Source organism: Streptomyces sp. NPDC107522, assembly GCF_055657525.1.
On record NZ_JBVKAU010000002.1, the window covers coordinates 413,582 to 426,250 of the forward strand.

Here is a 12,669-nt window from a genome sequence, read left to right on the forward strand (position 1 = left end):
GTGACTGAACCTGTGAGGTAGTCGCGAACCATGCCGACCGAGACGTTTGAGTTCCAGGTAGAGGCCCGTCAGCTGCTCCAGCTGATGATCCACTCGGTCTACTCGAACAAGGATGTCTTCCTGCGCGAGCTCGTCTCCAACGCCTCCGACGCGCTCGACAAGCTCCGCCTCGAAAAGCTGCGGGACGACACGCTCGACGCCGACGTGACCGATCTGCACATCGAGATCGACATCGACAAGGACGCCCGCACCCTCACGGTGCGCGACAACGGCATCGGGATGTCGTACGACGAGGTCGGGCAGCTCATCGGCACCATCGCCAACTCGGGGACGGCCACGTTCCTGAAGGAATTGCGGGAAGCCCAGGACGCCGCCGGGGCCGAGGGGCTCATCGGCCAGTTCGGCGTCGGCTTCTACTCCGGCTTCATGGTGGCGGACGAGGTGACGCTGGTGACCCGGCGCGCCGGGGAGAGCAAGGGGACCCGCTGGACCTCGCGCGGGGAGGCCACGTACACGCTGGAGACCGTCGACGACGCGCCGCAGGGCACGTCCGTCACGCTCCACCTCAAGCCCGCCGACCCCGAGAACCAGCTCCACGACTACACCTCCCCGTGGACGATCAGGGAGATCGTCAAGCGCTACTCGGACTTCATCACCTGGCCGATCCGGATGGTCCCGGAGGCGGGCGACGGCGACAACGCGCCCGAACCCGAGACACTGAACTCGATGAAGGCCCTGTGGGCGCGTTCGCGTGACGAGGTGTCCGACGACGAGTACCACGAGCTGTACAAGCACATCAGCCACGACTGGCGTGAGCCGCTGGAGACCATCCGGCTGCAGGCGGAGGGCACCTTCGAGTACCAGTCGCTGCTCTTCATCCCCTCGCACGCCCCGCACGACCTGTTCACGCGGGACTTCAAGCGCGGCGTCCAGCTCTATGTGAAGCGCGTCTTCATCATGGACGACTGCGAGGCGCTGCTGCCGCCGTACCTGCGCTTCGTGAAGGGCGTCGTCGACGCCGCCGACCTCTCGCTCAACGTCTCCCGCGAGATCCTGCAGCAGGACCGGCACATCCGGATGATGCAGCGCCGGCTGACGAAGAAGGTCCTGTCCACGGTCAAGGAGATCATGACCAAGGACAAGGACCGCTACGGCACGTTCTGGCGGGAGTTCGGCACCGTCCTCAAGGAGGGCCTGGTCACCGACTCCGAGAACCGCGAGGCCATCCTCGCCGTCGCCTCGTTCGCGACCACGCACGCCGAGGACGAGCCGACCACGCTCGCGCAGTACGTGGAGCGGATGAAGGACGGCCAGGACGACATCTACTACATCACCGGCGAGTCCCGGCAGAGCATCGAGAACTCCCCGCACATGGAGGCGTTCCGGGACAAGGGCATCGAGGTCCTGCTGCTCACCGACCCCGTCGACGAGGTGTGGGTCGACACCGTGGGTGAGTACGAGGGCAAGAAGCTGCGGTCCGTCGCCAAGGGCGAGATCGACCTGGGGGCCGAGGGGGACGAGAAGGCCGACGGGGAGCGGGAGAAGCAGGCCGAGGAGTATGCCGGTCTGCTCGGCTGGATGCGGGAGCAGCTGGACGAGGACATCAAGGAAGTACGCCTGTCGACGCGGCTCACCGTCTCCCCGGCCTGCGTCGTCTCGGACGCGCACGATCTGACCCCGGCCCTGGAGAACATGTACCGGGCGATGGGCCAGGAGGTGCCGCGCACCAAGCGGATCCTGGAGCTCAACCCCGACCACCTGCTGGTCAAGGGCCTTCACCAGGCGTACAAGGAGCGCGAGGACCGCACAGGACTCGCCGAGTCCGCGGAGCTGCTCCACACGCTGGCGGTGCTCGCCGAGGGCGGCCAGCCCAAGGACCCCGCCCGGTTCGTGAAGCTGGTGGCGGACCGGCTGGAGCAGACCCTCTAGCCGGTGCTGTAGGCCATCCGGGCGTGAGCGCGGGCCATTGTCAGTGGCCCGCGCTAGCTTCCCAGTAGTCGGTCTCTGGGCCCCGTCCTGGGAGGAATCATGGCCTCGCGTCTCAACCCCTACATCACATTCGCCGGCGACGCCCGGCAGGCGATGGAGTTCTACAAGGAAGTCTTCGGCGGCACGCTGACGCTCAACACCTACGGCGAGTTCGGCCAGCAGGACACCCCCATGGCCGACAACATCATGCATGGCATGCTGGAGACCTCCAGCGGCTTCACCCTCATGGGCGCCGACACCCCGATGGGCGACCACAAGCCGGGCAACAACATCGCGGTCAGTCTGAGCGGGGACGACGACGCCGAACTGCGCGGCTACTGGGAGAAGCTGTCCGCCGACGCCACGGTCACCGTGCCGCTGGACAAGCAGATGTGGGGAGACGTCTTCGGCATGTGTACGGACCGCTTCGGCATCACCTGGATGGTCAACATCGCCGGCCAGGGCGGCTGAGAGCGGGCCGAGTCGGAGGAGGGCGAGGCGGATGCGGCGGTCGAGGTGGTCACCGCCGCATCCGGGCGTTACGGGCCAGGTCCGTGGTCAGGCCGTGGTCAGGCCGTGGTCAGTTCATAGAAGCCCCTGCCGAAGGTCGCGGCCACCAGGCGGTGGTGCCCGGCGTCGTACTCGATGTCGTCGACCGGTACCTGTGGCATGCCGCGGCCGAGGCGCAGCCAGTGCCCGCCGCCCTTGGCGCTGGTGAAGACGCCCTGGTCGGTGCCGATGTAGAGGGTGCCGCCGCGGGCGACGACCAGGTCGTTGACGGGCGCGGCCGGGAGGTTGCCCGACAGGTTCCGCCAGTGCCGGCCGCCGTCCGTGCTGCCGTACACGTGGGCCAGTGGGGAGCCCGAGCGGTAGCCGGAGTGGGTGGTCCAGACGCGGTCGGGGTTCTTCGGGTCGACGACCACCCGGGTCACCCAGGGCAGACCCTCGGCCACCTTAGTCCAGGTCGCCCCGAGGTCCCTCGTGACCCAGACGCGGCCGTCGTCCGTGCCGACGTAGACGGTGCGCCCGTCAGCCGCCGGGGCGATCGAGGTGATCGTGCCGTAGTTGGTGTAGATCGGGTCGGGGCCCGGGCCGCCGCTCAGGTCGGAGCTGATGGGCTGCCAGGTCGCGCCGCCGTCCGTGGAGCGGTTCAGCACCTCCGAGCCGTAGTAGAGGATCTTCGGGTCCCGCGGGTCGAAGACCACCGGCGTGAACCAGTTCCGGCGCTTGTACGTCGTCCGGTCCGCGAAGTACGTGAGCGTGTCCCCGCCGTCGGTGGAGCTGAAGCAGTTGCCGTACTGGTAGCAGGCGAAGACGTTGCTCACGTCCGTGGGGTTGATGAGGTTCTCCTCGCCGTCACCGCCGAGGTACTCGTTGAACCTCTCCCCGCCCCAGGACCGCAGCGAGCCGTTGTCCTGGGCGCCGCCCGAGATCCGGGTGACGTCCTGCGGGCTGATCGCCGCGCTGTAGAGCTGGGTGTAGGGCTGGTGGCGGGACTTGACCCAGCCGCCGTCGCCGTTCGCGTCGGAGCGGTAGACGCCGCCGTCGTTGCCGAGGTAGACGCGGCCCGGGCGGCGCGGGTCCCACACCATGGCGTGCTGGTCGACGTGCATGCTGGTGTCGTCGGCCGTCCAGGTGCCGCCGCCGTCCTTCGTGGTCATCAGGGGCACGCCCGCCACGTGGACGTGCTCGCTGTCCCGGGGGTCGATCCACACCTTGCCGAACCACCAGCCGAAGCTGGACTGCGAGCCCGTGAGGGTGTCATTGGCGGGGGTCCGGGTCCAGGTGCCGCCGCCGTCGGCCGAGGCGTAGAAGCCCTCGAAGGGGCCGCTGGTCCTGTTGACGATCGCGTAGAGCTTCTCGCCCGCGACCGCGAGGCCGATGCGTCCCACGTCCGGGCCGGCCGCGGGCAGCCCGCCGCCGAGCCGCTGCCAGGTCTCTCCGTCGTCCGTGCTGCGGAAGACACCCGAGCCGACACCGCCGTACGTCCGCAGTTCGGGTGTCCTGCGGTGGTCCCACAGCACGGCGTAGAGCCGGTCGCCGTCGAGGACGATCTCGGTGGCGCCGGTGAACTCGTTGGCGCCGGCGAGGATCCGCTCCCAGGTGGTGCCGCCGTCCTCCGAGCGGTACACGCCTCGGTCACCGCCGCCGTTGTAGAGCGAGCCGGCGGCTGCCACGTAGATGCGGCGCGGGTTCGCGGGGTCCACGGTGATGGCGCTGATCGCGCCGGAGTCACGCAGACCGATCGGCTTCCAGGTGCGGCCGCCGTCCCGGCTCCGGTACAGCCCCGTCCCTTCGTAGGTGATGCTCCCGCCGCCCGGATTGGGCTCACCGGTGCCGACATACAGCGTTCCGTCGGGGGCGGTGGCCACCGCGCCCATGGCCTGCGTCCAGCTGTCGGGCCACACCGAGTGGAACGTCGCCCCGGCGTCGGTGCTGCGCCACAGCCCGCCGCTCGCCGCCGCGGCGTACAGGGTGTCGGCGCGTTTCGGGTCGAGCGCGAGGGAGACGACCCGCCCGCCGATGTTCGTGGGCCCGACGCTCCTCCAGCGCCCGCCGACGGTCGGCAGTTCACGGGCCTGGGCGGCGGCGAGGTCATGGGCGTGACGCGGAAGCGACTCGCCCGGCAGGGTCTTCTGCAGGTAGCGGTACTCCGCTGGGGCGGACGGCCCACGGACCGGCCGGTACACATCGGACGGGCCGGGCGGCGCGGCCGACCCGGACGGCGGGGTCGGCGCGGCGGCCGCGGGTGCCGCGAGTAACGCGGCTCCCGTGACTGCGGCGAGAACCAGAGACAGCAGACCTCTGCCCATGAAGCCCCTTCCATCGTCATGGCCATCTCAAGCGGCAATGACGTTACGAGAGAAGCGAGTTGAGCAGAAGGGTGCGCGATCGTCGCCCTGGGAGCGATTGGAATCGCCGACACTGGTGAGTTCCGGCCCTCTGTTGACGTAATCACCCACGGTGGTAGCTACAGGGCGTAAACCCCCGGAAGGAAGGGAAGGGAGCTATACGGCAAACCGCGGGGAGTGGTCGTCAGCGCCCGGATGTCGGGCCCGAAGCGCTGAGGAGGGGCCGGACATGGGCGGGCAGCCCTTGTATCTCGAACCGCGGCTGGAAGCGCGGCTGCGCTCGTTACTGGACTCCCCGGGGCTGCTGCACACCCTCACCGACGCCCTCGGGTCTCCGCTGAACCTGGTCGTGCCGGACCAACTAGCCGACAACCTACGGCAGTTCCGCTCCGTCTACGACCGACACCACCTGTCCGGCCAGGTGTTCTTCGCGCACAAGGCCAACCGGTCCGGCGCCCTGCTGCGGCGGCTCGCCGCCACGGACGCCGGCGTGGACGTCGCCTCGCTGGGCGAGCTGCAGCACGCACTGGGCGCCGGATTCACCCCCGACCGCATCACCGCCACCGGCCCGAAGAACCCGGAGTTCCTGTGGCTGGCGGCCCGCACGTCGGTCACCGTCAGCGTCGACACGCGAGGCGAGCTGGAGCAACTCGCCACGCTGGTACGCAAGCACACCCTGCCCAGGACCCGCATCCTGCTCCGGCTGTCGGGGTTCGAGGCGTCCGGCGTACGGGTGCTGAGCCGCCGCAGCCGGTTCGGTACCGCCGTGGGGGAGGTGGACCCCCTGCTGGAGACCGTCCAGCGGCATGCCGACGTGGTCGACCTGGTCGGTGTGGCCTACCACCTGGACACGACGAGCCTCACCGAGAAGGCCACGGCACTGGAAGGCTGTCTGCGGGTGCTGGAGGAGTGCCGCAGCCGGGGGCTCAGGCCCCGGGCCGTGGACATCGGCGGCGGATTCGGCGTCAACTACCTGGCCGACGGCGGGCAATGGCAGCGGTACACGACCGAGCTCACCGAAGCCGTCCTGGGCACCCGCCCGCCCCTGACGTACGGCGGACACGGCTACGGACTGCGCGGCGAGGCCGGCACCCTGCGCGGCACCCTCGGCCTGTACCCGGCGCACCGGCCGGTCGCCGGAGCCGACTACCTCGACGAACTGCTCTCCCACCCGGCCGCGTCCCTGGGCGGCCGCCCCCTGGCCGCGCTGCTCCTCGAGCACCTCTACGACCTGCACACCGAACCCGGCCGGGCGCTGCTTGACCAGTGCGGACTGACCCTGACGAAGGTGCTGGAGGTACGCGACCAGGAGGCGGACGGCCCCCTGCACGTACGGCTGGCGGCGAAGGACGACGACGTGGCGCTGGAGGAGCACGGCGTGCTCGTGGACCCCGTCGTCGTGCCCCGGCGACGGCCACGCGACGCGGATGATCCGGTGGCCGTCCATCTCTTCGGCAGCCGCTGCCTGGAATCCGACCTGATCACCCGCCGCACGGTCTTCCTGCCCCACCGCCCCGAACCGGGCGACCTGTTGGCCTTCGCCAACACGGCCGGCTACTGCATGGACTTCCACGCCACCCGTGCCCAGCACCAGCCCGTCGCGCGCAAGGTCGCCGCCTGGCAGGAGGGCGACACCTGGCGCTGGTGCCTGGACGACCAGTACTGGCCGACCACACCCGTGGGGGGAGCGCAGTGAGGTACGACAGCATCACCGACGCCATCGGCAACACACCGCTGGTGCGCATCGACCCGGCCGTGCACGGCCTCGGGCACATCGACCTGTACGCCAAGCTGGAGCTGCTCAACCCCTTCGGCTCGGTCAAGGACCGGGCCGCCTGGAACATGGCGCGTCCGCATCTGGCCGCCGTGGCCTCGGCGGCAGCCGGGGGAGGCGGCCAGGTCGTCGAGCTGTCCAGCGGCAATACCGCCAAGGCCCTCGCCGTCCTCGCGGGCATGCACGGCCTGTCCTTCAAGAGCGTCACCAACCGGATGCGCATCCCCGAGATCAAGGACCTGCTGCTGTTGCTGGGCGCCGAGATCGAGGAACTGCCCGGCCAGAGCGAGTGCCTGGACCCGACCGCCACCGACGACCCGCTCACCCTCTTCCACCGCGCCCTCGCCGAGCCCGACAGCACGTATCTGCACACCGACCAGTACTTCAACCCCCGCAACACCGAGGCCCACTTCACCGGCACCGGCCCGGAGATCGTCAAGGACCTGGACGGCCGGGCGCCCGACTGGTTCATCGCCTGCGTGGGCACCGCCGGCTCCTCCACCGGAGTCGCCCGCGCCCTGCGCGAGCACGACCCCGCCGTACGGGTCGTCGGCCTCGTCGCCGCAAAGTCCGACTTCATCCCCGGCATCCGCACCATCGACGAGGCACACGAGGTGGGCCTGTTCGACCCCGGCACCTACGAAACCATCGAGTCGGTGACAGCCGACGAGGCGATCGAGGGCATGCTGACCCTCAACCGCCGCTGCGGCATCCTGGCCGGCCCCACCGGAGGGGCCGCCTTCTACGGAGCCGTACGCCGACTTCGGTCGCCCGACGCAGAACTGACGGAGCGGCAGTCGGCGGTCTTCATCGTCTGCGACCGCGTCGAGAGCTACCTCAGCTATGTCCGCCACCGGCGCCCCGACCTCTTCGGCCGCCCGCGCCGCCAGAACTCCCCGGCCGACCTGACGGACGCCGAGATCCGCACGGCACCGGCCATCGGCGTCGCCGACGCCCAGGCGTGGATCGGCACCGGAGAACCGCTCGTCGTCGACCTGCGCAGCCCCTACGCCTACGCCGCCCTGCACATCGACGGCTCGGTCAACATCGTCGACGAGCTCTTCGAGGAACTCCTCCACGGCGGGCTGCCGTTCAGCCGCACCCGCCCGGTCCTGCTGGCCTGCCCGGTCGGCGAGAAGTCCGCCCGCTACGCCGCGCTGCTGACCCGGATGGGGCATCCGGACGTCCGCAGCCTCACCGGCGGCATCATCGCCTGGCGCGACGCGGGCGCACCCCTCGTACGGGACTGATCCCATGACCGTACCCAGGACCGACACGCAAAGCCCCGCCGTCGTCGAGGAGTTGGGGGAGTGGCAGCGCGCTCTGCGCGCCCAGTTCCCGATCGTCACCGCGCACCCGGAGTCGGCCTACCTGGACAGCGCGGCCACCGCCCAGAAGCCGCAGGCCGTGCTCGACGCCGTGCACACCTACCTCACCACGAGCAACGCCAACGCCGGCCGCGGCACCTACCCCTGGGCCAACCGGACGACGGCCCTGGTCGAGGAGGCCCGCGACCGGGTGAAGCGGTTCCTCGACGACCCGGCCCCCGAACGCTCGGCCGTGCACTTCACGAGCGGCGCCACCGAGGGGCTGCGCACCATCGCCCGCGACTGGCTTCCCGAACTCCTCGACGACGGCGACGAGATCGTCGTCCCGGTCGCCGACCACGAGGCCAACATCTCGCCCTGGCTGGAGGCGCAGCGGGAACTGGCCCGCCGGGGTGTGCACATCCACGTCCGGCCGATGCCGTACCAGCAGGCGTCCGGCGACTACGACCATCTCGCGCTCGCGGAACTGGCCGGTGGGCGAACCAGGTTCGTCGCCGCCACCCACGTCCACCACGTGTACGGCGGCAACATGAACGTCCACCGCATCCGCCGGGCGGTCGGCCCGGACGCGGTCATCTGCCTGGACGCCGCCCAGAGCGTCGGCCACCTCCCGGTGTCCGTGGCCGATCCGGACGTCGACTTCGTCGTCTTCTCCGGGCACAAGGCCATGGCACTGCCCGGCACGGGGGCCGTCTGGGCCCGCCAGGCACGCGGACCGCGGTTCACGCCGGGCGGCTGGTCCGGCACCCCCAACACGGTCGGCATCGCCTCGCTCGCGACCGCCCTGGACTGGCTGGACGCCGCCGGCGCCGACCGGATCGAGCAGTGGACGGTCGCGCTGGCGGCCCGGCTCACCGACAGACTGCGCCACCTCGACGCCTACGAGATCCTCGGCTGCCGAACCAGCCTGGCCGCCGACTCGTCCGTACAGCGGCGCCAGGGCATCGTCACCTTCCGCCACCGTGCCATCGACTCCCCGGACCTCGGGTTCATCCTCTTCAGCCACGGCTTCATGGTCCGCTCCGACCAGCACTGCCAGGGCCGGGCGGGGGAGCGGACCGGCTCGGTGCGGGTGAGCCTGCACGTGTACAACACCGCCGAGGAGATCGACCGGCTGCTGGGCGTGCTCGCCACCCTCGGGTGACGTGCCGCCATCAGAGGGAATGGGAACCGTTTCCACCTGTAGGGTCTGGCGCAGACAGTGCGGACAGGTGCGGAACGACGAGGTGGCGCGACGGGATGGGGCTGAGCCTGGCGACGGCGGAACGGTGGGTTGAGCGCTGGGAACGCCAGCAGCAGCGGTACGCCGTGGACCGCGAGGAGCGGTTCACGGTGATCGCCGATGTCGTCGAGCGGGCCGCGGCGGGACGGGCCCGCCCGTCGGTCGTGGATCTCGGCTGCGGTCCCGGGTCGCTGGCGGCACGGCTGGCCCGGCGGCTGCCGGACGCGGACATCGTGGGCGTGGACATGGACCCGCTGCTGCTGGAGCTGGCCCGCACCCACCATGCGGACTCGGCCCGCTATGTCGACGCGGTGATCGGCGAGGAGGGCTGGACGCGGGCCCTGCATCTCGAGAGGCCCCTGGACGCGGCCGTGTCGACGACGGCCCTGCACTATCTGAGCGTGGACACCCTGCGCCGCACCTACCGGCAGCTCGCGGAACTGCTTCGGCCCGGCGGTGTCCTCGTCAACGGCGACCACTTCCCGCACGACGACAGCGTGCTCGCCGAACTCGCCGGATGCGTCGGACGCCGGCACGCCGCACGCCGGGACGACTTCGCCCACGAGGACTGGGCCTCGTGGTGGACGGCCGTCGCCGAGGATCCCGAGCTGACCGACCTCCTCGCCGAACGCCGGCGCCGGCGCCGCCCCCCGGCCACCACGGGGACCGGCAGCGCGGCGTGCCTGTCCGTGCCGGCGCACCAACGGCTGCTGCGGCAGGCGGGGTTCCGTCATGCGGGTGCCGTCTGGCAGTACGGCGACAGTCACGTCCTCGTCGCGGTCCGCTGAACCAAGCACAGCTAAAGGTTCGTACCGGCATCTTGACAGTGTGCGTACTGTTTCGCGACGTTTGAGCCTCGTCGCAAAGTTCTACTTGGGGGAAAATGCGGCGAGGCGCCAATAAGTGCGTCTTGGGGGGATTCTGGGGGGAGCGGTTCGCCATGCGATCCACGAGCGCCATCACGATTCACAGACCCGAGGAGCTGGACGAGTCGCTGCGCCGGGCGTGGCACCGGGCGATGGACGAGTCACCGGACTACGCCAACCCCTTTCTGGCGCCGGAGTTCACGATCGGCGTGGGCAGGTACCGCGGCGGGGCGCGGGTGGCGGTGCTGCACGAGAACGGGGAGGCGGTCGGCTTCTTCCCGTACGAGCGCAACGCGTACGGCGTCGGGCGGGCCATCGGACTGGGACTGTCCGACTGCCAGGCGCTGGTGCACCGGCCCGGAGTCAGCTGGGACACCCGGCAGTTGCTGCGGGCCTGCGGGCTGTCCGTCTTCGAGTTCGATCACCTCGTCGAGGAGCAGCGGCCGTTCGCCCCGTACGTCACGGGGACGTTCGCCTCCCCCGTGCTCGACCTGAAGCCCGGCGAGGGCGACTATCCGGAGTGGCTGCGTGCCACGTACCCGGGGCTGGCCAAGACGACGCTGAAGAAGGAGCGCCGGCTGGGCCGGGACGCGGGCGAGGTGCGGTTCGTCTACGACGAGCGCGACCCGCGCGTGCTGCGCACGCTCATGCGCTGGAAGTCCGCCCAGTACCGCAGGACGGGGCGGATGGACCGGTTCTCCAGGCCGTGGATCGTCGACCTGGTCGAGCATCTCTTCCAGGTCCGCGAGGAGTACTTCACCGGCGTCCTGTCGGTGGTGTACGCCGGTGACCGGCCGGTCGCCGCCCACTTCGGGCCGAGGTCGCGCACGGTGTTCGCGGCCTGGTTCACCGCCTACGACCCCGAGTTCGGCTACTACTCGCCCGGACTGATGATGCACCTGAGGATGGCCGAGGCCGCGGGCCGCGACGGTGTGACGCTCATGGACATGGGACGCGGCGAGAAGGAGTACAAGGACTGGCTCAAGACCCGTGAACTCCGGGTCGCCGAAGGGTTCGCGGCGCGCGCGCATCCGGTGGCGGCGGCTCACCGCATGTGGCGCAGACCGGTGCGCGGCCTGAGGAACACGGTCCTGGCCCACCCCAGGCTGCGCGAGCCTGCCGACCGGCTGCTGAAGACCGTCGGCACGCTGCGCACCTCGGGCCCGGCTCATCCGCCGGGCGTGGGAGCCCGCGCCCGCTGAGCGGGGCCCACTTCCCGTCACCGTCACGCGTCGGCGCCGTACCCCTGGGCCTTCGTGTCTCCAAGTCCCCGCACAGCGGCCTCGACCGGCTCCCGCGTGTGCGCCCGCCCGCATCGGGCGACCTTCCTTCGTACCCTTGCACGGAAGAGGTGACCATGCCGTACGGATCGCGGCTCGCCGCGATGATGACGCGGCGCATCGGACGCGAATGCGTCTACACGCCGTCGGCCCGACTCGCCCTGTACCTGGCGCTGCGGCGCTGGTGCCGGCCGGGCGCACGGGTGCTGATGTCCCCGGTGAACGACGACGTGATCCTCTTCGTCGTCCTCGCGGCCGGACTGCGCCCCGTGCAGGCTCCCGTGTCCCAGTGGGACGGCAACATCGACCCGGCCGCCGTACCGGAGTCGACCTGGCGGAACGTGGACGCCGTCCTGACCACGAACCTGTACGGCATGCCCGACCGCGTCGTCGAACTGCGCCGCCGCTGCGAGGCGTTGGGCATCCCCCTGTTCGAGGACGCGGCCCACGCCATCGGCACGCATGTGGACGGGCAGCCGATCGGGACGTTCGGGACGGCGGCGGCATTCAGCCTCTCCAAGCACGTGGCGGCGATGGCCGGCGGTTTCCTCGCCGTCGAGGACGCGCGCACCCGGCGGGAGCTGGAGCTGCTGCGCGACGACCTGCTGACACCGCGCCGGCTGCGCGACGACCTGGCCACCACGCTGCGTCCCCTGGCGCGGTCCGCCGTACGCACGCTCCACCTGGTGCGGCCGGTGTGGCGCACGATGCAGCGCCTGAACCTCCTGGAGCGCGACGACTTCCGGATGGCCCTGCACGCGCCCCGCCTCGCCGGCAGCGCACGCCAGGCGCCCAGCCTGACCGCGTACGAGCCCTGGGTACGGGTCGACCTGCACGGCTTCCGCTCCCGCCACGGGGCCCTGGTGCGGGGGCAGTTGGAGCTGCGGATGTCCCTGCTCGACGGTGACCTCGCCCGGCGCAGGGCCGGTGTCTCCCTGCTGTCGGGCACCACCTGGGCCACTCCGGCACTGCGCGACCGGGCGGGTGACGGCCCGCCGTCCCTCTTCCGGGTACCGCTCCTGGTCCACGACCGCGACGCTCTCCTCGAACGCCTGGTGAACCACGGCGTGGTCGCGGGATACGTCTACGACCCGCCGCTCGACGACTACGCAGGCGCCGAGTTCGTCGAGCCGTCCCCCGACCCCTCCGGCGCCCGCTGGTTCGCCTCCCACACCCTGCCGGCCGACCCCCTCCTGGCCCGCAGGATCGCGGGCGCCCTGACGAAGGAACGGGCGACGCCCGCACACCCGCCACTCGCGGTCACACCCGTGCTCGACAGCACGACCACGCCTCCCACGCCCCTGGGCCAGTAGCGGCCCCCATCCCCCGTACAGGCCACTTGGGATGCGCCGCCGAGCCGCACCTTGCCTACCCTGGAG

The 12,669-nt window shown here is 70.8% G+C and carries 9 protein-coding genes; 8 read left to right on the plus strand and 1 reads right to left on the minus strand.

Going from position 1 to position 12,669, the window contains the following annotated elements; translation table 11 throughout:
• Positions 1-30 precede the first annotated feature (30 nt).
• Complete coding sequence (gene htpG / locus ACZ7L6_RS07230; RefSeq protein WP_471920986.1) at positions 31-1,929, plus strand: molecular chaperone HtpG; 1,899 nt, start codon at positions 31-33, stop codon at positions 1,927-1,929.
• A 99-nt stretch (positions 1,930-2,028) separates the two neighbouring features.
• A complete protein-coding gene (locus ACZ7L6_RS07235) occupies positions 2,029-2,439 on the plus strand; it encodes a VOC family protein (protein ID WP_471920987.1) in 411 nt (136 codons plus the stop codon).
• Between the two features lie 98 nt (positions 2,440-2,537).
• Here the strand turns inward: ACZ7L6_RS07235 and ACZ7L6_RS07240 are convergent, their stop codons facing one another.
• Positions 2,538-4,781, minus strand: a complete 2,244-nt coding sequence (locus tag ACZ7L6_RS07240; RefSeq protein ID WP_471920988.1) for a WD40/YVTN/BNR-like repeat-containing protein — start codon at positions 4,779-4,781, stop codon at positions 2,538-2,540.
• A 268-nt stretch (positions 4,782-5,049) separates the two neighbouring features.
• Between ACZ7L6_RS07240 and ACZ7L6_RS07245 the strand changes: the two genes are divergently transcribed.
• From ACZ7L6_RS07245 to ACZ7L6_RS07270, 6 genes are all read left to right on the plus strand, one after another.
• Positions 5,050-6,516, plus strand: a complete 1,467-nt coding sequence (locus ACZ7L6_RS07245; protein WP_471920989.1) for a Y4yA family PLP-dependent enzyme — start codon at positions 5,050-5,052, stop codon at positions 6,514-6,516.
• Entirely contained in the window at positions 6,513-7,844 is a 1,332-nt protein-coding gene (locus tag ACZ7L6_RS07250; RefSeq protein WP_471920990.1) for a pyridoxal-phosphate dependent enzyme, read from the plus strand. The genes ACZ7L6_RS07245 and ACZ7L6_RS07250 overlap by 4 nt, the downstream gene beginning before the upstream one ends.
• 4 nt (positions 7,845-7,848) lie before the next feature.
• Positions 7,849-9,066, plus strand: coding sequence for an aminotransferase class V-fold PLP-dependent enzyme (locus ACZ7L6_RS07255; RefSeq protein WP_471920991.1), 1,218 nt, complete (start codon positions 7,849-7,851; stop codon positions 9,064-9,066).
• A gap of 95 nt (positions 9,067-9,161) precedes the next feature.
• On the plus strand, positions 9,162-9,932 hold the full coding sequence (locus ACZ7L6_RS07260) for a class I SAM-dependent methyltransferase (protein WP_471920992.1): 771 nt from the start codon (positions 9,162-9,164) through the stop codon (positions 9,930-9,932).
• A 152-nt stretch (positions 9,933-10,084) separates the two neighbouring features.
• Positions 10,085-11,212, plus strand: coding sequence for a GNAT family N-acetyltransferase (locus tag ACZ7L6_RS07265; protein ID WP_471920993.1), 1,128 nt, complete (start codon positions 10,085-10,087; stop codon positions 11,210-11,212).
• Between the two features lie 155 nt (positions 11,213-11,367).
• Positions 11,368-12,603 (plus strand): DegT/DnrJ/EryC1/StrS family aminotransferase, encoded by a 1,236-nt coding sequence (locus ACZ7L6_RS07270; protein WP_471920994.1) that lies wholly within the window; start codon positions 11,368-11,370, stop codon positions 12,601-12,603.
• The last annotated feature ends 66 nt before the right edge of the window (positions 12,604-12,669 follow it).

What these genes read in the sequence shown, in the direction of transcription:
- ACZ7L6_RS07245 (WP_471920989.1), top strand. Translation starts at nt 5,050, where the DNA reads ATGGGCGGGCAGCCCTTGTATCTCGAACCGCGGCTGGAAGCGCGGCTG.
- ACZ7L6_RS07255 (WP_471920991.1), top strand. Translation starts at nt 7,849, where the DNA reads ATGACCGTACCCAGGACCGACACGCAAAGCCCCGCCGTCGTCGAGGAG.
- htpG (WP_471920986.1), top strand. Translation starts at nt 31, where the DNA reads ATGCCGACCGAGACGTTTGAGTTCCAGGTAGAGGCCCGTCAGCTGCTC.
- ACZ7L6_RS07265 (WP_471920993.1), top strand. Translation starts at nt 10,085, where the DNA reads ATGCGATCCACGAGCGCCATCACGATTCACAGACCCGAGGAGCTGGAC.
- ACZ7L6_RS07235 (WP_471920987.1), top strand. Translation starts at nt 2,029, where the DNA reads ATGGCCTCGCGTCTCAACCCCTACATCACATTCGCCGGCGACGCCCGG.
- ACZ7L6_RS07240 (WP_471920988.1), bottom strand. Translation starts at nt 4,781, where the DNA reads ATGGGCAGAGGTCTGCTGTCTCTGGTTCTCGCCGCAGTCACGGGAGCC.
- ACZ7L6_RS07260 (WP_471920992.1), top strand. Translation starts at nt 9,162, where the DNA reads ATGGGGCTGAGCCTGGCGACGGCGGAACGGTGGGTTGAGCGCTGGGAA.
- ACZ7L6_RS07270 (WP_471920994.1), top strand. Translation starts at nt 11,368, where the DNA reads ATGCCGTACGGATCGCGGCTCGCCGCGATGATGACGCGGCGCATCGGA.